Source organism: Paenibacillus plantiphilus (assembly GCF_927798095.1).
GTDB lineage: Bacteria > Bacillota > Bacilli > Paenibacillales > Paenibacillaceae > Paenibacillus_Z > Paenibacillus_Z plantiphilus.
In genome coordinates, this window is record NZ_CAKMMF010000032.1 from 24,039 (window position 1) to 46,706 (window position 22,668).

A 22,668-nucleotide genomic window follows, 5' to 3' on the forward strand; every position below is an offset into this window, starting at 1 on the left:
CGTTATTTCTTGCTGGATTGTCTGGCGATGATCGGTGTGCCAGATTTGATTCCATTATGCCTCCCTCGCAAGCGGTTTCGGTTGGCCCATATAGGTGACCGCCAGAACACATCTCTCCATAGCCCCGAGGAGGTTGGCGTCATTGGAGAGAGATAGGGAACGCCGAAGGATCTCAGTCCGCATAGATGAATGACGATTACAATCATTCCGAGCATCATCCCGATCAGGCCAAGAGTACCTGCCAGCAGCATGATTGGAAACCGCAGCAGACGAGAGGCAAGACCAGCGGAATAGCGGGGGATCATAAAGGAAGCGATGCCTGTCGTAGCTACAATGATGACCATGGGCGCAGATACAATGCCTGCCGATGTGGCAGCTTGTCCGATAATGAGCGCGCCTACGATGCTGACGGCAGCGCCGACCTGCTTGGGCAGCCGTACTCCAGCCTCTCGCAGCGCCTCGAAAGCGATCTCCATAATGAGTGCTTCAATTAATGCGGGAAAAGGAATTTCCTCTCTCGCCTTGGCCACGCTCAGAAGCAACACGGTCGGAATCATTTCCTGATGATAGGTAGTAATGGCAACATAAGCGGAGGGCAGCAGCAGCGACAAAATATAGAACAAATAACGCAGCCAGCGGACGAAAACACTCATTATAAAATGCTGATAGTAATCTTCAGCCGATTGCAGCATGGAGAACAGCGTGACGGGAGCGACGAGCGCAAAGGGCGTTCCGTCAATAAGCAGAGCAAACCGTCCTTCCAGCAGATTAGCGCAGACTACATCAGGACGCTCGGTTGACAGCATTTGCGGAAAGGGGGATTTGGGCTGGTCGGTAATCCATTCCTCAATGTATTCACTCTCCAGAATGCCGTCAGTTTCAATGGCAGACAGTCGGCGCATGACTTCCTTAACGATGGAAGGCTCAATCACTCCCTCCAGGTACGCGAGCCTGACGGTGGTACGGGTATATTCTCCGATGGAGATGCTCACCATCTTGAGATTGGGGTTTTTCAAACGTTTGCGCAGCAGCGAGATATTGACGGCCAAGCTTTCTGTGAAGCCCTCGCGGGGGCCTCTAAGCGTTGCCTCTGCTGTGGGCTCTTCAACATTGCGATGCTCGGATTTTGAAAGACCAAAAGTTAGCGCGCATGAGCTGCCCTCCAGAAGGAGGAGCGGATGTCCGCCGCTGATGCTCAGGCTGGCCTCCTCAAGTGTGGCTACTATTGTAGATGAGGATATTGGCAATATACCTGCTATAGCGGCGGCGTCTATCAGCAGACTGTCCGGGTTCCATGCAATAAGCGGTCCAAGAATCTGGCGGTCAAGCAGCTCGGTGTCGCATAATGTGGAATGAAAAATGAGGACAGCTTCAACGGCTTGATGGATGTGAAAGGTATGAAATGTGACATCTGAGCCCTCCGAATAAATGGCGCGCAGCGCTGTCACATTGTCCTTCAGATGAGGCGACAAGATAGGGCTGGGAGCGGAGCCTCTCTGCATATGCGCTTGGCGGTGGAACGGCATTCGTTTCATAGGCCCACGGAACGATTTTGTCATGATTGCACCTCATCACATGAAGTATAGAATGGTTTCGTGAGGTTTATCTTTTCCAAAAAGCCCCTTGCATATGTGCCCGTTCTGCCGCATCGGCTCTATTTGTCCAGACTTATAGTTATTTTGCTTTACAAACTTAAATGGATGATGTCTAATTAAAGAATTAATTCAAATATATGTTTAGAATAAAAGGATAGATTTAATTCCTAATTAATATATAGATAGGATGCGAACATGAAAAAGAAGAGGGTGCAATGATGTCGAAACGCAGGAGAATCTTGTTAATTGCAGGTTATTTTTTATTAGCTATATGGTTATTATTGTTTTTCGCATCGTATGAATCTGGTTTTATACTGCTGTTGATGTTTCCGTTTTTATTTATTTTCAAGGATACGTTTGTAGTATTTTCTGTGCTATTTTCTGTTTACTTGTTTTTCAAGAGTAAAAAGTGGTTGTCCGAAGAACGGCTGGCAGGCGTTGCTTTCTTAATCCCAGCAGTATTAATAGCAATCGTTATTGTTGTACCGATCCTGCAAAGAGAGATTGATTTGAAAACGAAGGAGCCCAATGATGAGCTAATTAGATCATATATCGAGAGTAATAATATTAGCAGCTCCAATTTAATTAATATGTCAGAGCCTTTGTTGAACTATCATGCTGAAGAGAAGCATTTGGAATTATATTTAAGAATCGATAGAGAGAAATTTTTCGATTTTATGAAAACGGCATCTAATGGAGAATCACGAATCATGGACGAAGATACCGCGAGATATATGATGAATCGATTTTATCTTGATTTAATCAATCTTCCAAGCAATATTGCTGAGGCAACAAGGGCGCCAGAAAAAATAACGGTGTACGGATACTGGGGGGATGAGCTTATTTGTACGACGTACTTTGAAATGGGCAACGGCGTGCATTATAGAATTAAAGAGCCGTATCCTAAAGTAGTTTTGAGTGGAATTGGTGATGAATGGTATCTGCAATACACGCTGAATGGAGAAAGCAAAGACTTATTGTTTAGGGAAGAGGTTGTTCCTTCAGAGTTTTCTTATGAAATATTAGATGATAGTTTGATTGCATCTCTGAAAAAAAAGTGATGATATAAGGAATGCCCGTTCTGCCGCATCAGAACGCAGGGAGCCGACAACGTCAATCGCGATGACGTCATCGGCTCTCTGATTTGTATTACTGGGCACTCCTGTTGTTAAAGGGCTTGTCGTTCTTCCTTCAGCTTCTGAAGTTCGGCTTGAACCTCCTCCTGCATGTCCAGGGAATAAGGGACGGCGTATGGCGAATGCTGCGCATCCCGCACGGCGTTCGCTCTGGCTTCCATCAGCCCTACCTTTTCTTCCATACGGGAAAATCCGCGCATTATTTTTTCCTTTTGAAAGGACGGCATCGCTGTGGCAGCCGCTTGAATCGCTTGCGCTGCGTGGACTCTTGCAATGAGGAATGAGAGCTTGCTCTGCAACTCCCTGTAGGCATCAGCAAGCCTGATCTGCTCCTCCTTCAGGATTGCAATCTGCTGCCGGACAATGACCTGCTGCTCGACATAGGCATTCAGCATTTGCCCATGATAGAGCTTCTCCTGCAAAGCGATCTCTGCGATGCTGTCCTCCCCCCTGTCAACGGCAAGCTGGGCTTGACGGGCGCGCTTGCCCACAACCTGTTCGGTCCTTGCTATAAGCGCTTTGTTCTGCTGTTCGGCCGCGTATTGCTCGGCAAGCGCGTTATGAATGTTCGCGATTTGCTCCTCCAGCTGGCGAATGTAATGCTTTCCCATACTGATCGGGTCCTCAAAGCGGTCCAGCATGTGGTGGATATCTGCTGCAGCAATTTCTTTCATTCGTCCGAAAATTTTCATATTAGTGCTCCTCCTTAGTGGTGTTCTTCTCCCATTCGTCCAGTAATTGAGCGCGGTCGTATTCCGGCTGCAAGCAAGGTTTCGATATCGGTTCATGAAGCAGCACGGTCTGACCGTGCTTGTTCAATCTTCTGTGGAGCAAATAGACCAACGCTACGATTACTGCGCACACAAGAGGGTTTAACAAGGACAGCATTGCAATAATGGCCAGTATGCCACCGGCCCATCTCGCCATCCCTTTGCCTTTGGCCCAAATCAGCCCGCCCAGCAGCAGTACGCCAACCTTTAATAGCAGCGACGCCCAATGGATGGAGTGATGAATCGGTTCTCCGCGGAATCCGCCTCGCATGAAAGGAGCATGACCGTTCATAGAGCGATATTTTTCCTGGACAAAGTGGCCGGGGGCTCCTTGAAACCAAGGCATGTGGTAGAGGAGATAACCCAGTACAGCCAACAATCCTCCTGCAAGAAACCATGTGATAGCGCTATATTGTCTCTTCAATGCTGATCACCTCCTTCTATGAATAAATGTTGATGACTTCATGTATGGGGCCGTTGCAGATGTCTGAATTTCCTTGCTTATTGCTGGGGTTGTCCATTTGCAGTACCTCCTTCCTGTCGTATGCTGTGCTACAAAACCGAGTATAAAGGCGCTACCTGAATGCAGGATTAGGCCTGACTAAAGAGCAGCTTAGCGTAAGCTTAACGTTTGTTGAAAGACGGGGGAGCTAAAGGTACTAGATGAGAGAGTCTTTAGTCCTGCAAATGACTTTTCAACATAGGAGCCATATGGTAGCATAAACCTATTATGGGCGATTCGTATTTAGTAGAGCCTCATAATTTGTCGTTTGTAAACGATTTCAAAATGAGTGCTTAGAAAGGAGGGATTTGATGAAAGCAGGTTCTTCGAAGGACCTTGCGGGCTATGATGCTGTCATAGCGATATCGGAGGATACGTTGAATTCACAGCTTCTCGGCTTGTACCGGGCAGGGTGGATTAGCGATGAAATGAAGCAGCAGGGAGATAGCGGCGATGTCCTTGAATCCTCTCTTGGCGCTCCAACGTTAACGCTCAAAAAAACCGCCAAATCGGACGACGTTATTCTGAACCTCAGCTTTGACAAAGGGACATTGACGTACAGCTCGGGGGATACGGTCGATTTTGAAGGTATGGTGCTGAGCTTCAAAGCATTGATCGGTCAGCAATCCTTGCCGATGCATAGCCTTCTAGGCAGCCCGATCGTTCCCGATTCAGTGAAGAAGCGGCTGGAGGGACTGCCGGAGGAGGATTTCGACGTTGAACAGCTTTTTCTCGATATTGTCCATACGATCGATCAGAGCCGGCTTACCCGTATCGATAATTTCGCTGATTTCGATGCGCTGAAGGTGATGCTTCCGCTTATTGTGCAGTTTTATCGCGAAGGAATTCAAGACGTGCAGCCTTTCGGCCTTGGTTATGTGCCTTCAAGCTCCTCTGGAGCTAATCAGGCCGGAGATCCGCTAAGACCGACTTCTATCGCCTACACCATTACCCATCATGCAAGGCAAGGATGGAGCACATTCAATTATGTAATCATGACGGAGCATCGGGAGATGCCTCCGGGCAAGCCGGCTATTTCTATACCACTTGTAGATTCCGGTGATGTGCAGGGCAGGTATTGGATTGCCGCGCATCTCATGCAGCGATTGTTCCTGGATCCGATCAGAGATGCGATGGAGACGGACAAGCCATTCCAATGGCATGCGGACAAGCAATGCTGGACGTTGCAGAGCGAGATCGCGATAGATGAGCTTGATGAGACGCTGACAGAGCCTTCGGTTCGGTTATCCGCGAAGGGCAGGGTGTGTCCAGTATGCACAGTTAAGATGCAAGCACGGACATTTCCGAACGTATTCGACATTACCTTTGAAACATTGAGCGAGGTGGTCTACAGCGTGGATGGGCAGCCAGGCAGCCTTAGTCCGCTTCAGGTTCAGGAGGATAGATTCGGCGGGGTATGGAACTTGACCCTCACGGACGACTGCCGGATTACGGTGAACGGTGAAGTTACGCGATCCGCCGATTACACGGCCAATGCCAACCATAATATGTTGTATCGGGAGGATTACGCGAACGCATCCAACGTGCACAAGAGGATTCGGGACCGATTCGCCAACCTGATGAGCGGTGTGTGGGGGACGTTTCATTTTTTTAGTCTGCTATCGGTCAATACCTATTATCCTGTTCTGCAGCCGCTTATTTTACCTCTCGGAGACCGGTTTTTCTTCGCGAGCCCTGCGTTTGACGGTGTTCAGGAGTGCAATTTACGCTTCAATATTACCTATAAAGAATAATGCTGACTACAGTCTCGAATTGATGGTCGTGAGTGGCCGGAAATCGTTGCATAGAACCTGTGTATATGTTCAATCTTAAATTTCTTGAGGAGGAGAAAAATGAGGAATATTGTTGATCAACAGTTTGAGGTTACACTGTCTAAGCCGGGAGCGAATGAGGAGACGAAACTTGATGTCTCTGTTTCGTCTGAGCTGATGGAATATACGCTGCAGGGAGCGCTGCTTAGTGCGGATGAGAGCTTCCCGCTGAATGTTGTTGAGGACGCCAACGGGAACTCGATGGTGTTCGCCGTTATGAAGGATCGTCAGCTGCATCTGGTGCTGAATATAAACGGCTCCGAAACAGGATGGAAGGCTGTTAATCTATCGGGCAAGGTCGCCAGTGGCCCCGTTGTAACGTATGCCGTATCGCAGAACAGAAGCGGCGGCATTACAGTTGCGCTTGCTGCAGTAGAAGGGAGCAACCACAGCCTGTGGGTATCGAGAACGTTGCCGAACACGGCAGGCGATGTCGAGCGGTGGGAGCGGATGGAATGGGCGGAGCGCCCTGATGTCAAGCCGCACCGAATCGGCAGCCTTCATCTTGGAACGGATGACGACAAGGCGGGATTTCCGATATTGATAGCAGCAACGCAGGATGATGAAGCGCATGATAAGGCGCAGCATTATATCGTGCAAACGGCTCCTGGCGCGCAAGCCGGACTGTGGGAGCAGTTCCCGATGCCGGAGAACGCCCAGGAAATCATTGCGCTGACACCGGGCAGCCATGCGCTCGGTCGGGGAGTCTACACACTGTATCGCAAGGAGGCTGCGCTTCGGCTTGTATTCACCTCTGTCAAGGATACCTACGGCAAGACGCATAATGTGGAGCTTCCTGTACCGCAAGGGGCCCGCTCGCTCGATGCTCTGTCAGCCGGATCGAAGGGATTCACCGATCTGTATATTGGCGGAGACGGCATTCATCGCATACCAGCGCGCAATCAATCCTCTGTGAAAAGCAGACAGTATGTCGCAGAGCTCGCGAATGCAGCGACAACAGCTGGCATTAAGCAAATTATTGTGCGTGATGACGAAGACAAGGTTTCGGTATGGGGTCTTTCGAAGGAAAACCGGCTGCATTATATTAGCGGCATCAAAAATGCGATGGTTGCAGCGGCATTGGCGACAGAGGCGGAGGATGAAACAGAAGGAGGTCCACTGCTTGGCGCGGAAGACACGGCATGGGAGAAGGCCATCGTTATCCGCAGCGGCGTGACCAGCCTTGCTCCGATTCGGAACAGCAAGCTGCAGGCGGACACTGTTCTAATGAAGGAAGGAGAGAACAAACTGCTCGTTATGGCGCAAGCGCCGGAGACAAGGCTGTGGAGCTCGACGAGTATTTCCTTGCCGGATGATGGACAGGTACGGAAGCTTAAAGCCTATGCCACAAAGCTGCATATGAAGAAAGCGGATGGATCGCCATTCTTCCCTGAGCTGGAGCAGAAGCTGGCCGAGAGTGACGGCAGCGGGAAGAATGAAGGAGAAGCCTCGCTCCAATTCCGTCTGTCAGCCTCCGATTATGTTCAGCTTGAGGCTAACAGCATCAGCTATACATTGAGCAAGGGCGACTCCGTTATGATAACACCGGATGCATACGGCGACATCTCGATTATTACGCTTGCAGACGATATAAGCACGCCTGTGCTGTATCTGGAGCATCCGTCCTTTGCAAGCCGAATTGTCATAAATCCTGCAGCCAAAGTACATGACGGATTGAATGCAATCAAGAGCGCGGATGACCTGGGCAAGGTGAAGCTGCAGGATGGCCGCGAGCTTGTTGATGCGGACCGCAAAGGAAATCTGGATTCTGCTGTGAAGGGAGTTTGCAGTCTTCAGAAGGTTGCCGGCGATCTTCCTAAGGACGGGACAGCTGCAAGCGTCCATTCACCTCTTGAGGCTGCCAATGACAGGGAGCAATGGTCTGGAGCATTCGGCATGTCTTTCAGCCGAGAGGCTGGATTGAACTATTATCAAGAGGAAGAGGCATTTATGATGATGTCCTCGGCAGTGGCTCTCGATTTGCCCGGTGCAGCCAACGGGGACTGGTTCGAGGAGGCCATCAGACGATTCACCGGCGATGTGCTGGCTTGGGCGAAGAACGCTTTGCACGATGCCTATGAGTTCATCGTCGTGAAGACGGGGCCGATCTGGCAATTCGCGCTCAAGATTGGCCGGGAAATATACAAATTTACAATGAATTGCTTGAGTCATGTATACAGCACGCTCAGCTGGCTGCTTGAGAATACGCTGGGCATAGATCTTGATAAAATTGTCGGCTGGCTCGGATTTTTGTTCAATTGGGATGACGTTCTGGCGACGAAGCAGGTTCTCGTGCAAGCCGTCAACAACAATCTGGCGTTCGGGCGCAGTGAAATTCGCAAGGCGGAGAAGAAAGTCGACAAGTTCTTCGAGGATATCGTTCATTCACTTAAGAACAGGCGCGGAGAGCTGAAGGATATGAAAGGCTTGAACGCAACGCTTCAATCAGCTGATAAAGGGAAGAAGGATGACGCGGCGCCGGACAGCAAGAAGGCGCTTCATTTCATGGAGCAGAGCCCGGCAGGCCATTATTCCAGCTACCTGATGCGCGGTGGGGTGATGCATGAAAAGGTGCTGGCATCGCTTCAGGCTCCCAATGTGATGAACGACGGCTATCTCGACAGGCTCCGCAAGCTGTTCAATGATACGATAGTGCCGACGCTTCATGATGTCGAAGAGGATGTGAAGCGATTCGGCGAGGATTTCCAGAAGCTGTTCAAGGACAAGGAGCTTTCTGTGGCTTCATCGCTGGAAATTCTGGCTGGTGATGCAGCGATCGGCCTGCTTAATGTCGGCAAGAATATGATCGTCAGCCTCCTCAAGGTGATCGAGGAGATTATGCATACCGTCGAGGATCTGATCAATAAGGATGTCAATTTGCCGATCATCTCGGCCTTCTACAAGGAGTTCGCCAAGTCGGACAAAATGTCGGTGCTCGATATTATTTCGCTGCTTCTGGCGATTCCATCAACCTATGCGTACAAGCTGTTGAAGGGTAAAGCGCCGTTCCCGAAAGACGGGGGAGAGCTTGCAGCAATGGATAGCGAGACGTTCTTCCGCAAAATAAAAGAAGAAGGTCCTATGCAGGGCATTGCGGATGAAGCGTCAGCCAATGACACTGCCAGCGTGCTGAAGATCTATTCTTACATCGGCGGCTTGGCAAGCGCGAGCATGTATCATATTTGGCGCAAGGCGGAGGTAGTGGCAACCTGCGCGGAGTCGAAGATTCCGGCTGCTGTGGAGTCGCCGTTCTGTCTGCTGCAGGTGGCGCTGACGGTACCGTTTGGCAAATGGACGGATCCGGGCAATATCGCCGCATGGGCGATCAAGTGGGGTTTCCTGATCAAAAATCTATACGATATTTGCTTCCCGGGGGAATCCAAGGCGGGGCATATCATTAAGATCATCATCTCCATCGTTGCGGAGATCGCCAATGTGGCCAAGCTGATCTATGCGATCTATACCGATCGGGACAAGGCGGGACGGATCGTACTGGCATCGTGGAAGGGAATCGAGGACGTCATTACCTTCATCGGCAATATTGTAGGCGGAGTAGCTGGCCTGCTTCCGCCGTCTACACCTTACGGCGGCAAATACATTGCAGCGCTGGTCAGTTGCGGCGCGCTTGAGCTGAGCACAGGCTCTGCCGTGGTGCGTACGGGAACAACGATTCTAGCAGATGAGCTTATGTACAACAGCTGACCCAAGCTTGCATGAAATCCCCGCATACGATGGCTGGATGAATCGTATGCGGGGATTTCTGATTCATGAACGATACAAAAAAATGGCTCTGTGCGAATACAGCGAAGGGTCGGAAGAATCCTCCGAACCCGCAGCGGCTTGTTCTTCGATACGTCAACCGCTGATTTTGGTTTTAAGCCAAAAACAAAAAAGTTTACGTTCATTTTATATAGACTGCTAATGATAAATATTGGTAGTATATTACCGAAAGCTTGGCAATCTGTTTTCAACCTTTATAAGGATCTTCATGCGAGAAAATGAAAGAATTTGATACACATCTAGTAGGAGGAACTGACAATGACTGAAGTGAAGCTATCCATTGGCTACGATGAGTATGAAGAGGGCAAGAAAATGCAGGATATGCTGGAGGAGCTGGCTAATGGTCCAGCGGCCAAGGAGCTGACCAGCCTCATTATCGGGGATTGGGGAGGCGCATATGAGAATGATTCCAGTGAAATTGTGGAGACGCTTGTACGGCTGAACGGACAATTCCCTGGTCTGCGCAAGCTGTTTATCGGGGATATGGACTTTGAAGAATGTGAAGTTTCTTGGATTCTGCAATCGAATTTGGCGCCGTTATTGACCGCTTATCCCGAACTGGTGTCATTAACGATTAAGGGCAGCAGCCAGCTTGAGCTTGACCCTGCGCGCCATGAGAAGCTGGAAGAGCTAGTCATCATTTGCGGCGGGCTGGGTGAGGATGTTATAGCCAGTATTCATGGTGGACAATTTCCGCGTTTGAAGAAGCTGGAATTGTATATGGGTGTAGATGATTACGGCTTCGACGGTGATCTGGACACGATTCTTCCGCTTATCGAACCCGACAAATTCCCGGCATTAACGTATCTAGGATTGAAGAATAGCGAGATTCAGGATGAAATCGCTATTGCGCTGGCCCAGGCTCCAATTCTCGATCAATTACATACGCTGGACCTGTCAATGGGCACGCTGTCGGACAAAGGGGCGGAAGCGCTGCTGGGCAGCGAGAGAGTGAAGAAGCTGCAGTTTCTGAATTTAAGCCATCATTACATGTCCGATGTAATGATAAGCCGTTTGCAGCAATCGGGACTTCATGTGGATGTGAGCGAGCAGCAGGAATCGGATGATGACTATCGTTACCCTGCCTTGACTGAATAGGATGGAACGCATGATCGTTATTGGCAATGCTGAGAATCGGCGTACAGCGGGTCTGCAGGAAGCACGCAAGCTGCTGGGCTTAGCGCCAGCCGTAGTCGTACCGTATCTAGATCTGCTAAGGGGATCGAAATCTCTCTCAGAGGCAGCGGAGCGGGGCGGAATGCTGGGGCGAAGCGGCGGGCGGCCCTTGCTGCGGCTTGATGCGCCGGGAGAGCACTTCGAGGTGGAGCGTGAGTTGATCATGCTTGGAGCGCCTGATGCTGCAAGGGAAAGGGATGCCGATCGTCTGCATCCGGCCGGAGACAGAAGTGATCCACAGCCGATGTCCGTACGTGCAGCGGCAGCACTTGTGGAGCAGAGGGGCCGGTTGTATCATCCCTCACAGTGGTTTCGGGGATATAGCCGTTTGCTCGCTCGGCTAGAACGCGAGGCGGAAGCGTTATGGCCCGCCCCAAGGTGGATGAATGCTCCAGCGGATATAGCAGACATGTTCGATAAGCGTCGAACCCATGAAGTGCTTACGACGGCCGGTGTACCCGTACCCCGGCTGTTGGCATCTCCTGATGAGATACCGGATTACGAGACATTGCACGAGACGATGATCAAGAAGCGGCTGCATCGTATCTTTCTCAAGCTGGCCACAGGATCAGGCGCTTGCGGGGTTGTTGCTTACCAGATCAATCCCAGGACGGGCGCAGAGCTGGCGGTCACAACCGTCGGCTTCGACAGCTTTATTGCCAAGCCGCCGCAATATTACAACGCGTTGAAGCTGCGCCGCTATACCGAGCAAGCGGCAATCCGTCCCATAATGAATTGGCTCCTGAAGCATGGCGCTCATGCCGAGCAGTGGGTGGCTAAGGCTGGATACGGTGATCGAACGTTCGATATTCGGCAGCTTGTCATCGGCGGTGAAGCCTGCCATAGCGTTGCGCGTGTCAGTCGAACCCCCATTACGAACCTCCATTTGCGCAGCGAGCGAATGAGTCTGGATGAACTTCAGCTATCCCAAGGTGTGCAGGATCAAGTTAAGAGTTGTGCAGAGGGAGCGCTTGCAGCCTTCCCTGGCTCATCTGTAGCGGGCATTGATGTTCTGATCGGAAGAGGATCGCAACAGCCCTACGTGGTGGACGTCAATCCGTTTGGTGATTTGCTGTACAACGTAACCTATCACGGTATGGACGCCTATGCATGGCAAATGAAGCGGCTTGGCTTCGAGAGGTAGGGAGAGATTGTAGTCATGAATATGAATGAAATTGTTGGCAGCCACGATATTGTGATGATTACATTGGATACATTGCGTTACGATGCAGCCGTTCTGGAGGAGGAGAACTGTCCGAATCTATGCGGCGGCGGACATTGGGAGAAGCGGCACACGCCGGGGAGCTTTACTTATGCGGCGCATCATGCTTTTTTCGGGGGCTTCCTGCCTACGCCGGCGACAACGGACAAATCCGAGCATATTCGGCTGTTTCATTCCCGCAATACGGGCATGAGGACGCATCCTCATACCTGGCTTTTCGACACGCCGGATATTGTATCTGGACTTCAAGCGGAGGGGTACAGAACGATTTGTATCGGAGGCGTCATTTTTTTTACGAAAAAGGTGGCGCTAGCCAAGGTGCTTCCTAGCTACTTCCAGCAAAGCTTCTGGCGCATGACCTTCGGCGTGACGAACCCCCGCTCCACAGAGCATCAGGTTAACCATGCGCTTCGGCTGCTGGAACAGGTGGAACGGAATGAGCGTCTGTTCCTGTTTCTGAACGTATCGGCCATACACGGCCCCAATCATTATTATGTGCCCGGAGCCAGGCGAGACTCCGTTGAGACGCAGCGCGCCGCTCTGCGATATGTGGACGGGGAGCTTGGACGATTGTTTGCGGCTATGCGGAAGCGTGAGCGTCCGGTGCTATGCCTTGTATTCTCGGATCATGGCACCGCTTATGGCGAGGACGGCTATGAAGGACATCGGCTCGCACATGAGGTGGTCTGGAATGTGCCTTATCGTGAATTTATTTTATAGATATATGAGGGATTAAAATGAAATTGGCTCCCAATGGCAAGTCAAAGGAAGCACGATAGCTGCCACCTATAATAAGATAGCTTTTTAATTGAAAAGGATGTGGCCTGAAGATGATGGAAGCTCATCCTCTCTATATGAATAAAGGGGAGAAAGACGCAGAGTTTCTCCGCGATTGGAAGGAAAGCTTGCTTGCCGAGCCATACCGCTCCTACTTGTACTCCTATCCGCATAAGACAGCGTATGGCGAGCTGGGGAGCGGGATAGAGCTGTCAAAACTGTGGAGCGCCGAGCCGGCAGAGACCTTCTTCCTGTATATGCATATTCCCTTTTGCGGGGCGCGCTGCGGATTCTGCAATCTATTCACTCTGCCGGACAAGCGGCATAGTGTCCATGAGCAGTATGTGAATGCCCTGGAACGTCAAGCGAGACAATGGACTCCTTATGTGGGACATAAGGCATTCGCCCGATTCGCCATTGGCGGCGGAACGCCTACTTTGCTGGAACCGGCGCTGCTGGAGCGGTTGTTCCATATTGCCAGTGGAATAATGGGACTGGACTCGCAGAAGGCATCAATTTCTGTTGAGGCATCGCCGGAGACGGTAACGGAAGAGCGGCTTCGCATACTCAAGGCACATCATGTGGATCGGGTCAGCATGGGCATTCAAAGCTTTGTGGAGACAGAAGCGGCGGCCATTTACCGTCCACAGCATCCGCTTGAAGTAGAACGAGCGCTGGAGCTGTTGAAATTACAGCGGTTTCCGATCCTAAATCTTGATTTGATCTATGGCCTGCCAGGACAGACGATAGAATCATGGATGTATTCTCTCGGTCGTGCGCTGTCCTATGAGCCCGAAGAAATCTTCCTCTATCCGCTGTATACGCGCGAGCATACTATTGTAAAGCCTAAGGATATTAAGGAGAGCAGTGAGACGGACAACCGTATGGCCCATTATATTGCCGCACGCGAGGAGCTGCTGTCACGGGGCTATACGCAGTATTCCATGCGCAGATTCGCCAAGGCGGATGCGAGCTCTGTCAAATCCCTTCTGCCTTATGGCTGTCAGGAAGAAGGCATGGTGGGACTGGGCTGCGGTGCACGTTCTTATACTCGCAGCGTCCACTACGCATCTCGCTATGGCGTCAGCCGCAGCGCAACGGCCAGCATTATCGCCGATTACGTTGCAGCGGAGCGGTATGATACGGCAGATTACGGCATCATTCTGAGCATACCCGAGCAGCAGCGTCGCTTCATTCTGAAAGCGATCCTGCATCGGGAAGGGCTGGAGCTAGCTGCCTATGAGGAACGATTTGGGAGCCGCGTGCTTGATGATTTTCCAGAGCTGTTGCTGCTGACCGAAACAGGGCTTGCTGAGCTAGATGCGATGCTGCTTCGCCTTACGGATGAGGGTATTGCCTATTCGGATGCCATCGGGGACTGGTTCATCTCGCCTGAGGTTCGGAAGCAGATGGAAGGATATGTGTTGGCATGAAGGCTGCACTCTATTATCGCGGCAGCTTGTCCTCCTGCAATTATGACTGTCCATATTGTCCGTTCAGCAAGAACAAGGACAGCGCAGCGACGCTTGCAAAGGACCGGGAGGGGCTGGAGGCATTCGTCGATTGGGTGCGCGAGCAGGCTGGAATGGGCCATGTGCTGTCGATATTTTTTAATCCCTATGGCGAAGGTCTCACCCATCGTTGGTACCGCAATGCTATAACGGAGCTGTCGCATATGGCGCATGTCGAGAAGGTGGCAATACAGACCAATCTCTCGGCAAGACTGGATTGGACCGATGCGCTGAACCCGGCCAAAGCCGCCTTCTGGGTCACCTATCATCCAGGGCAGACAGGGGAGAGCCAGTTTGCTGCGCAGTGCAGGGAGCTGTATCGCCGCGGCATTCCTTTCAGTGTTGGTTCGGTTGGAGTGAAGAGCGCATTCCAGGCAATCTCATCGCTTCGCCGTGCCCTGCCGGATGATGTCTACATGTGGGTCAACGCCTTCAAGGACAAGCCGGACTATTATTCCGAGGCGGATGTCGATTATTTGCGTGCCATTGATCCGCTGTTTGACCGTAATTTAACGGATTATGAGAGTACGGGCAGAGACTGCGATACTGGCTATAATGTGTTCTATGTACAGGGACCCGGTATAGTAAAGCGCTGTTACAAGGACCGCCAAGTGATAGGGAGTCTTTATCGTGACGGCTTGGAGGGTCTGTCGAAGCGCCGCCCATGCAGGATGAAGTGCTGCGATTGCTATATTGGGTATATCCATATGCCGGAATTGCAGCTTGCCAGCTTGTATGGCGACCGAATGCTGGAGCGGATTTATCGCTGATGCTGCTGTTTCTTTGCTGAAACCTTTTTCATCCACACTTCGTCAACTGATTTGATGGGATGAGATTGGAGGAGGCGAAGTGCGTGTATGGAAACAAAAATGAGGTCGATTGATCCCACGGGCCAGCCGGTCCTCAATCGGTTAGGGACGATTCGGAGAAAGCGCGTCAAGCAGCGAAGGGGTCGGTTCCTTAGGTGGATGCTGTATGCCATGACCTTTATGATGCTGTCGGGCACGCTGGCGCTAGGATGGCTCTTCCTAACTCCATCGGGCAATGAATTCCGTTATCTTATGGCAGATACGGTGATAACTACAAAGCATCGCAATTGGGCGAAATATATAATCGGTCAAGAAGCGCTGGATCAGCGTGTTGCCGAGTATCAGCGCAACTTTGACGCGATGGGGGTAGAGCGGGACACGCATGTCATCCATCTTCCGGTGACCGATCCTTCGAATGCGTCGGAGCCTGATGAGGAGCAGGACAAGCCGCTTGTGGAGATTAAACCGATTTCCGGAATTGGATACAAGGGGTATCTGATGATCGTTAGCGATCCGACCAAAATTCGTCTGGGCGTACCCTCCAAGCTGGGCAGAGGTGAAAAGGTTGACAGTATGGTAAAACGGACAGGCGCTATTGCCGGCGTGAACGGAGGAGGCTTTGCAGATCCGAATTGGCAGGGAAATGGATTTCAGCCTATCGGCGTTGTTATCTCGCAAGGGAAGGTCTATTACGATGACATCGGGAAGAGCAAATCGACACAGGTCGTTGGAATCGATGAGTCCGGCACGATGATCGCTGGACGCTATTCGATGAAGGAAATGCAAGAGCTGGGCATTCGTGAAGCAGTTACCTTTCAGCCGCGAATTATCGTCAATGGCAAGGGCTTGATCAAGAACGCCAAGGACGGCTGGGGCATTGCCCCTCGCACGGCAATGGGCCAGCGGGAGGACGGCGCAATTCTATTCGTCGTCATCGACGGCAGGCAGCCAGGCCATAGCATTGGAGCGAATCTGTATGATGTGCAGCAGATTATGCTTGAGAATGGGGCGGTAATCGCTGCAAATCTGGATGGCGGCTCATCGTCGGTGCTGGTCAAGGACGGCGAGATACTGAATAAGCCATCGGATAAAAGCGGCAACGGACGGTATTTGCCAACTGCTTTCCTTGTATTCGAGCATCCTGAGGAGGTCGACATTCCGAACATCTGGGAGGGACTTCGACCACAAGATATCAATGCGGCCCAGTGGTAGACGCTCCTTGCTCCTGAACGGTCTTTTCAGTATTATTAGGGCAGACTGGGAAGGGGATGGGCCAATGAACATCGGAAGCAAGTCTGCAGCGCCTCAAGCATTTATATTTGACATGGACGGCACGTTATTCGAGACGGAGACAATTCTTGTTAGCGTACACGAGCGGATTTTTCGAACGCTTCGAGAAGAGGGCTTATACACGGAGCCAGCGCCGCCGATCGATAAGCTGCTGGGCTGTCTCGGCATGCTGTTGGAGGACATCTGGCATATCCTTATACCCGGAAGCACAGAAGCGGCCCGCAAGCGTGCGGATACGCTCATGCTTCAATATGAGATTGAAGCGCTGGAGGCTGGCGAGGGCCGCTTGTATGACCATGTGGAATCAACGCTGGCGGAGCTGAAGGCTCGCGGGTGCAAGCTGTTCGTAGCCAGCAACGGCTTGGAGCGATATGTCAAGGAAATTGCCCGTTACAAAGGCATCAGCGACCTGTTCGACGGCTTGTACAGCGCAGGTGAATATAAGACGGCCTCCAAGAATGATTTGGTAGCCCGATTATTGAAGGATCATTCAATCGAGAGCGGATGGATGGTCGGAGATCGTTCTTCCGACGTCGAAGCGGGCAAAAGCAATGGACTGGCCGTTGTCGGCTGCGCATATGCCGCATATGGGCGCAAGGAAGAATTGAACGGCGCGGACAAGCTCATTACTGATTTCAGAGAGCTGCTGGAGCTTGTATAATCGGAAAGGTCTTCATTTAGTGTGACACTTAGAATTATTGCTACTCTGCTAACTGGCTTCTGTGAGTACCATACAGAAGCCAGTTAGCTTGCTTAGCTTTCTGGGATTGTTTCAACTAGCCGTTTTTCTGATAATTTAAGAATACGATTCATGTTTTTAAGTGTCATATGTCTGTGTGTAATAAAGATCATAGTTTTATCCGTTAACAAACATAATTTCTCCAGGATACGTTGTTCACTTTGATTATCAAGTGCTGACGTGGACTCATCGAATATTATTATTGGTGTATTCCGCAATAAAGCACATGCGATTGCCAGCTTCTGCTTCTGTCCGCCGGAAAGTGAATGGCCGCGTTCCTTTATTAAGGTATCGTATTTATTTGGCAATAGCGAAATGAAATCGTGAGCGTCAGCCATTTTGGCAGCGTTTATAACAGCTTCCTGACTATAAGATTTCTGGAAGCAAGTAAGAATATCTTTTACAGAACCTGAAAATAACTTGGCGTCTTGTGCAACATAGGTTATTGCTGAAGACAATTCATTAGGATAGTCCAGTATATTTTCCCCATAACACGCAATGCTCCCTGAATAGTCTCTGTGCAGACCACATAATATTTTTGCTAATGTAGATTTCCCTGAGCCACTTGGACCAATGATGGCAATCTTTTCACCATGATTAATTTTAATATTTACATGATCAATAATCGTATGATTATGATGATTAAAACTTAGATTCATAAGATGTAGCGCTGGTTTATTTGGATGAAAAGAGGGCAAGGAAGATTTGTTCTGTGGTGGTTGATGACGTAAAATATCCATTAAGCGTTTAAGTGAAACAAAACTTTTTTGAGAGTTGCCGATTTCGTTAGCGATCTCTTTTATAGGTTCTTGCAGAGCACTGATTAAAGAGATAAAGAGGACGAGGGCTCCTAGTGATATTTTATCGGTCATGACCTGATGGGCTAAAAGCACGAATGCGGCGAGACGAATAATGTTAGCTGTCAATTGTATCGATTGTTCTAAGAGACTATGGTATTGAGTCACTTTTAATGTGTTCTTATTCCATTCAGTTTGATTCATGCGAAACTGCTTCAGAAAGAAGGATTCTAATCTAAATGTTTTTACCGATATCATATTCTGAGTCATCTCTTGTAATTTTGAACGGTTGGATGATTTGATCATTTGTAGAGTAGAGAAACCTTTGCGAATCCGACTGGTGAAAAATTTACCTACTAATAAATAGATTGGAGTAGTGGCAATTACGAGAATTGTAATTGATAAATTAATTTTCGCTAAGTAATAAAAACTTGTTAAGAAAAAAGCTAACCAAAAGATGATGCTAAAAAGAATGGAACCTACGATCTGAGAGCCTTGAGGAACATCTACAGTTAAACGTGTAATCCTATCACCCGTATGCTTGCGTTCAAAGTCGCCGTCATTTATCCGATTGGATTTATGGTAAAAGCGATTCATTAAGTCCTTCTGAATATATTCGTTTAAAAGGCTGTTAATATAAAAGAAAAGTAGAAAACAAACAATTAAGGCAAATGCAATAGAAGAGTATATGATGAGTATTTCTTTATGGGCTGTAATGTTTGAAAGCTTTAAGTTATTAATGAGCATCTCTTGAACTGCAGCAAATGAGACATAATGAAAGACTTCAAGTAGCGGTAATATACATGCTATTACTAGTAAAGGTTTATAGAGCAATAAATAGTCTAGCATGTATTTAAATAATTTCATGTCTTCTTTAATAAGTTTTAGGTTCAAGTGCCGTTCTCCTTTCTGTTCATAATCTCAAGTCTATAAAGACTAGAATAGGCCCCTCCTAGTTTAAGTAAATCCTCATGTGACCCTTGCTCAATAATTAATCCATTATCAATATAAATGATATGATCGACATGCTTCAGGTTGCTGATGTTATGGCTTATTATAATTGAAGTTTTCTTCTGTGACAGATGTAATATTGTTCTCCAAATATGTTCGTCATTGGAGGGATCGAGAGACGATGTCGGTTCATCATATAAAAGAACAGCTGAGTTAGAAAGTATAGCTCTTGCAATACAAATTCGCTGCTTTTGGCCGCCTGAGAGAGTAGATCCCTCTTCTGCAACATGGGAATCATAACCACCTGTCAAAGTCTCTATAAAGTCATGTATATTGGCCAGCTTTGCAGCCTCTACGATCTCATCGTCCGATGCTTTTAAATTACCGTATCGAATGTTATCTTTTATCGTACCGGAAAAAAGTTCAGGATTCTGAGGAATATATGCGGCTTTTTTGCGGATCTCTTGGGTTGACATTTTACTAAGAGGCTTACCATTCATGTGGATTTCTCCATTTGACGGTTCATATAGGCGTAATAACAGTTTTAAGATGGTACTTTTTCCACTACCGCTTGGACCTACTAATGCTACGAAGGAGCCAGAGTCAATGATGAGGTTCAAACCGGAGAGAATCGGTATATCATGGTGCTGAAAAGAAACGTTATGAAATTCAATTCGATCGAGAGCCTCATCATCACTATTTGCCAGAATAGCTTCCTCATCATCCTCTTTGATAGAAGTATTAAGTATGCTTTCCAATCTAACTAGATCAGATATAGCTTTCTGAAGATCAAACCAGATGGAGGATAAATTAGCAAGGGGTAGTATCGTGTTCAAGAAAGCGATTGAAAATACGATTAGAGAGCCTATATCTATTGATTGATTGTATGCGAGCAAGCCGCCGTAACCAAATATAAACAATAATCCTATAATTTTTACAATCGTAGAAATACGCGCATTGATACTTTGAAATATTAGAATCCGTTTTGTAATTTTTAATCTGTTTTCCAAAATTTTATTGAATTTATTTTCCAGAACTGTATTCATTGCATGCGTTTGAATGATTTCGGTATTTTCAAATGATTCTTGTGAAAAACTGACTAAACGTGAATCATACTCTTGTTTTTTATCGTAGGAAAGTCGTACCTGCTTAGAAACAATCAATTTAGCGAATAATGGAAAAACAAACCCTATTACAATACTACCTAAGGTTAATTCCATATTAATGAAAGATAAATAAATTGCTATAAATAATACAGACAAAATATTGTTGAAAAATTCGAATGATTTGTTGTTAAATGTAGTCTGTGCGGATTCAGTAAGATCAAGAGTTCGATATGCAACATCACCAGTTTGCAGGTCTTGAGGGGAATGGATTTTTGAATGAAGTATGTGATTTACTACTATTTCTTGAAGATTCAGTACGGTCAAATTATTTAGCTTCTGTTTTACGAAAATAAAAAAATACTGAATAACGAACTGAAGAATAAAGACAGAGAACAGGATGAAAGCCCCTCTTATTAAAAGTTGTTCCCTTTTTATATTGGCCCCGTTTACTAATTGTTTAAGACCTTCTGAATAACAGACTCCCAGAATAGAAGATATAATGACCATTAAAATTAAAATAAAGTACAGATACTTAAACTTGCTATTCCACTTAAAAAGCATGGCTATATATTTAAAAGAAGTTGCTTTATCTTTCATGAAATCTCCTTTCATTAGGCCTCAGGATGAAGCTAGCTTTCTCATTATTTCACATCTCGAACTTAATGTAACATTGATCATAACATATATGGAAGATTTTATTCATATAAAAGAATTAATTTAACTTATGTACCTTCATTTGATCGGTATGAATGTGAGAAGTATCGGAGGGTCACTCAGCGATATGCAGTTGGGAACAGGGGTATTAAACATTTTCAAACAAGGGGAGCTGGAAAAGAAAAGAGAGGGCGTTCGCCCTCTGAAATTCAGTTATTTATTCTAGACGATAAGGAGGCACTTCATTACATTCCGGGATTCTCTTCGTTTTGCGGCTCTGTAGAAGGCGCGGATACAGACACGGTCTTATCCTTGCGCTGCTTCTTCTCGTTGTAAAGCCAGACAGCATACTCCAGCGGTTTAACAATTGCGCGTTTGTAGGTTTCCCGTTCGCCGGCTTTCATGAACACCTCGCGAGCCGGCTTTGGGTTAACCTCAAGAAGCCAGATGTGTCCCCTGCGATCTATGGCGAGATCCAGTGCCAGCTCACACAGCCGTCCATAGGATTGCTCCAGAAAAGCTGCCATTTCGATACTGACTTCTTCAGCTTCCGTCCTGACGGCCTGCACGATTTCGTCATCCTTAATCCACTTCTCAAGAAGCGAATGCATCGTTACCGCTTGACCGCCGCCATGAAGATTGGACGTAATACTCCCGGATGAGCCGATTCGGCCTGCGCAGCCGGTCACTTCCCAGACGCCCTCGCCATTCTTCTGTACGAGCATGCGATAGTCATGCACGCGGCCATTGGGCAGCTTGAGCTGTATGCCCTGCTGGACCAAATAACGGTTGCCCTTCAAGTCCCATTCCGCCAATCGTCCATGAAGAGCGGATAGTTGAACCCGCTGGGGGCTAATAATACGGCGGGACTGGTCGCGGCCTTGAATGAGATAGCTGCCGTCGCGCTGCTTCTCGATACGCAGAATACCCCGACCGCCAGTACCATTAATGGGCTTCAGGTAGACAAGAGGGTACTTGCGGATCATCTCTGTCAGATCATTCTGACCCTCATACATCCTTGTCTGGGGCAGGTGGGCTCGAAATCGCATATCCTTGCTCATCGTGCGGTAGACGATCCACTTATTGCGCAGAACCCGGTTAAGAAAGGTCAGATGGCCGTATTGCTTGCGGAATTTCCCTAGCTGCTCGAATCTGTGACTGCGCTGAATTCGGCATCGATCGAAGATCATATGGGGAAAGGAGCGCCATTTGCGGGTCCAGGTATGTGAGCTTGGATTGTAGATGAGCGCATTGATTTTATTTTGTTTATAATTAACATCCTGCGGGGTGAAAACAAAAACATCCAATCCAAGCTTTCGCCCGGCAGTCGTCATCTTCTGATAGATTGGCTTCTCTTCAAGCAATCCATTGTCATTGAGATAGAGCGTTAGAATGCCGAGCACGGGCTGGCCCATGCGAATACCTCCTCAAAATATTCTGCGCCTCATCTGAGAAGCGAAGCGTCAGCAGGAGCAGAGGGCTGCATCGCAAGCCTGCCATGCTGTTCCATGCGAGACTTTCTATAGCAGCGGGCAGCTTTCCTCTCCGCTTTGAAACCGCAGCGTAGGCTTTCCTGTGGGACCTTGCTCCAGGCTGACTGCTTTCATGCCTGCGCGAAAGCACATTCCCATGCTTGCCGGATTATCGGTGGCGACGCTGCAGGTGAGCATATTGCAGCGGCTTTGCAGCTTCCGCAGAAGCTCGCTTCCGATGCCAAGACCGCGGGAATGCGGGCGGACGACAACCAGACAGGCATGCTCCCCCGCGCTTAACGAGAAGGCGAATCCAGCCAGCTTCCCTTCAAGGAGCGCAATTGCAACCACGGCAGGGGCAGCATCTTTGGCTGCGGTTGAATCAAATGCAGCCTCATGTAAATGGAAGGGCTCCAGCTCATTCAATGCACGGAGGCCCGCGGCAGTCAGGCGGGAGTCACCGTAACGTCTGGCGAATGCAAGGAGCTTCTTCTTGACGGCGGGCCATTGCGCTGCATTAAGAAGCATCACTTCCATCCTTGAATCCTC

The 22,668-nt window shown here is 48.7% G+C and carries 17 protein-coding genes; 10 read left to right on the forward strand and 7 right to left on the reverse strand.

Annotated elements, in window-relative coordinates; translation table 11 throughout:
* Positions 1–2: 2 nt before the first annotated feature.
* Entirely contained in the window at positions 3–1,559 is a 1,557-nt protein-coding gene (locus L6H65_RS22190) for a spore germination protein (protein ID WP_236344998.1), read from the reverse strand.
* 251 nt (positions 1,560–1,810) lie between these two features.
* On the opposite strand from L6H65_RS22190, the gene L6H65_RS22195 reads away from it, so the two are divergent.
* Positions 1,811–2,656, forward strand: coding sequence for a hypothetical protein (locus tag L6H65_RS22195; protein ID WP_236345000.1), 846 nt, complete (start codon positions 1,811–1,813; stop codon positions 2,654–2,656).
* A gap of 107 nt (positions 2,657–2,763) precedes the next feature.
* Here the strand turns inward: L6H65_RS22195 and L6H65_RS22200 are convergent, their stop codons facing one another.
* Together L6H65_RS22200 and L6H65_RS22205 are read right to left on the reverse strand one after the other, a co-directional pair.
* Entirely contained in the window at positions 2,764–3,423 is a 660-nt protein-coding gene (locus L6H65_RS22200) for a PspA/IM30 family protein (protein ID WP_236345002.1), read from the reverse strand.
* A gap of 1 nt (position 3,424) precedes the next feature.
* Positions 3,425–3,925: a hypothetical protein gene (locus tag L6H65_RS22205; RefSeq protein ID WP_236345003.1), complete on the reverse strand. Its 501-nt coding sequence runs from the start codon at positions 3,923–3,925 to the stop codon at positions 3,425–3,427.
* 389 nt (positions 3,926–4,314) lie between these two features.
* Between L6H65_RS22205 and L6H65_RS22210 the strand changes: the two genes are divergently transcribed.
* The 9 genes from L6H65_RS22210 (at position 4,315) to L6H65_RS22250 (ending at position 17,061) form a co-directional block, all read left to right on the forward strand.
* Positions 4,315–5,757 carry a hypothetical protein gene (locus tag L6H65_RS22210; RefSeq protein WP_236345004.1) on the forward strand — a complete coding sequence of 481 codons (1,443 nt, stop codon included), beginning with the start codon at positions 4,315–4,317 and terminating at the stop codon, positions 5,755–5,757.
* Positions 5,758–5,856: 99 nt separating this feature from the next.
* On the forward strand, positions 5,857–9,537 hold the full coding sequence (locus L6H65_RS22215; RefSeq protein ID WP_236345005.1) for a hypothetical protein: 3,681 nt from the start codon (positions 5,857–5,859) through the stop codon (positions 9,535–9,537).
* A 336-nt stretch (positions 9,538–9,873) separates the two neighbouring features.
* Positions 9,874–10,713, forward strand: coding sequence for an STM4015 family protein (locus tag L6H65_RS22220; RefSeq protein WP_236345006.1), 840 nt, complete (start codon positions 9,874–9,876; stop codon positions 10,711–10,713).
* A 1-nt stretch (position 10,714) separates the two neighbouring features.
* Positions 10,715–11,935 (forward strand): STM4014 family protein, encoded by a 1,221-nt coding sequence (locus L6H65_RS22225; protein WP_236345007.1) that lies wholly within the window; start codon positions 10,715–10,717, stop codon positions 11,933–11,935.
* 15 nt (positions 11,936–11,950) lie between these two features.
* On the forward strand, positions 11,951–12,733 hold the full coding sequence (locus L6H65_RS22230; protein WP_236345008.1) for an STM4013/SEN3800 family hydrolase: 783 nt from the start codon (positions 11,951–11,953) through the stop codon (positions 12,731–12,733).
* A 113-nt stretch (positions 12,734–12,846) separates the two neighbouring features.
* Positions 12,847–14,223, forward strand: coding sequence for an STM4012 family radical SAM protein (locus tag L6H65_RS22235; RefSeq protein WP_236345034.1), 1,377 nt, complete (start codon positions 12,847–12,849; stop codon positions 14,221–14,223).
* Positions 14,220–15,071, forward strand: a complete 852-nt coding sequence (locus L6H65_RS22240; protein WP_236345009.1) for an STM4011 family radical SAM protein — start codon at positions 14,220–14,222, stop codon at positions 15,069–15,071. Before L6H65_RS22235 ends, L6H65_RS22240 begins: the two co-directional genes overlap by 4 nt.
* 99 nt (positions 15,072–15,170) lie before the next feature.
* A complete protein-coding gene (locus L6H65_RS22245) occupies positions 15,171–16,322 on the forward strand; it encodes a phosphodiester glycosidase family protein (protein WP_371877757.1) in 1,152 nt (383 codons plus the stop codon).
* Positions 16,323–16,386: 64 nt separating this feature from the next.
* The gene (locus L6H65_RS22250) at positions 16,387–17,061 is read left to right on the forward strand and encodes an HAD family hydrolase (RefSeq protein ID WP_236345011.1); all 675 of its coding nucleotides are present in this window, start codon (positions 16,387–16,389) and stop codon (positions 17,059–17,061) included.
* Between the two features lie 92 nt (positions 17,062–17,153).
* Here L6H65_RS22250 and L6H65_RS22255 read toward each other — a convergent pair whose 3' ends face one another.
* From L6H65_RS22255 to L6H65_RS22270, 4 genes are all read right to left on the reverse strand, one after another.
* Entirely contained in the window at positions 17,154–18,830 is a 1,677-nt protein-coding gene (locus tag L6H65_RS22255; protein ID WP_236345013.1) for an ABC transporter ATP-binding protein, read from the reverse strand.
* Positions 18,827–20,590 carry an ABC transporter ATP-binding protein gene (locus tag L6H65_RS22260; protein ID WP_236345015.1) on the reverse strand — a complete coding sequence of 588 codons (1,764 nt, stop codon included), beginning with the start codon at positions 20,588–20,590 and terminating at the stop codon, positions 18,827–18,829. The genes L6H65_RS22255 and L6H65_RS22260 overlap by 4 nt, the downstream gene beginning before the upstream one ends.
* A 302-nt stretch (positions 20,591–20,892) precedes the next feature.
* The gene (locus tag L6H65_RS22265; protein ID WP_236345016.1) at positions 20,893–22,062 is read right to left on the reverse strand and encodes a YheC/YheD family endospore coat-associated protein; all 1,170 of its coding nucleotides are present in this window, start codon (positions 22,060–22,062) and stop codon (positions 20,893–20,895) included.
* Between the two features lie 105 nt (positions 22,063–22,167).
* Positions 22,168–22,656, reverse strand: a complete 489-nt coding sequence (locus L6H65_RS22270; protein WP_236345017.1) for a GNAT family N-acetyltransferase — start codon at positions 22,654–22,656, stop codon at positions 22,168–22,170.
* Between the last annotated feature and the right edge of the window lie 12 nt (positions 22,657–22,668).

Coding starts and splice junctions, on each gene's coding strand:
- L6H65_RS22260 (WP_236345015.1), bottom strand. CDS start 20,590: ATGAAAGATAAAGCAACTTCTTTTAAATATATAGCCATGCTTTTTAAG.
- L6H65_RS22265 (WP_236345016.1), bottom strand. CDS start 22,062: ATGGGCCAGCCCGTGCTCGGCATTCTAACGCTCTATCTCAATGACAAT.
- L6H65_RS22245 (WP_371877757.1), top strand. CDS start 15,171: ATGAGGTCGATTGATCCCACGGGCCAGCCGGTCCTCAATCGGTTAGGG.
- L6H65_RS22195 (WP_236345000.1), top strand. CDS start 1,811: ATGATGTCGAAACGCAGGAGAATCTTGTTAATTGCAGGTTATTTTTTA.
- L6H65_RS22220 (WP_236345006.1), top strand. CDS start 9,874: ATGACTGAAGTGAAGCTATCCATTGGCTACGATGAGTATGAAGAGGGC.
- L6H65_RS22230 (WP_236345008.1), top strand. CDS start 11,951: ATGAATATGAATGAAATTGTTGGCAGCCACGATATTGTGATGATTACA.
- L6H65_RS22270 (WP_236345017.1), bottom strand. CDS start 22,656: ATGGAAGTGATGCTTCTTAATGCAGCGCAATGGCCCGCCGTCAAGAAG.
- L6H65_RS22240 (WP_236345009.1), top strand. CDS start 14,220: ATGAAGGCTGCACTCTATTATCGCGGCAGCTTGTCCTCCTGCAATTAT.
- L6H65_RS22225 (WP_236345007.1), top strand. CDS start 10,715: ATGGAACGCATGATCGTTATTGGCAATGCTGAGAATCGGCGTACAGCG.
- L6H65_RS22210 (WP_236345004.1), top strand. CDS start 4,315: ATGAAAGCAGGTTCTTCGAAGGACCTTGCGGGCTATGATGCTGTCATA.
- L6H65_RS22235 (WP_236345034.1), top strand. CDS start 12,847: ATGGAAGCTCATCCTCTCTATATGAATAAAGGGGAGAAAGACGCAGAG.
- L6H65_RS22250 (WP_236345011.1), top strand. CDS start 16,387: ATGAACATCGGAAGCAAGTCTGCAGCGCCTCAAGCATTTATATTTGAC.
- L6H65_RS22190 (WP_236344998.1), bottom strand. CDS start 1,559: ATGACAAAATCGTTCCGTGGGCCTATGAAACGAATGCCGTTCCACCGC.
- L6H65_RS22215 (WP_236345005.1), top strand. CDS start 5,857: ATGAGGAATATTGTTGATCAACAGTTTGAGGTTACACTGTCTAAGCCG.
- L6H65_RS22200 (WP_236345002.1), bottom strand. CDS start 3,423: ATGAAAATTTTCGGACGAATGAAAGAAATTGCTGCAGCAGATATCCAC.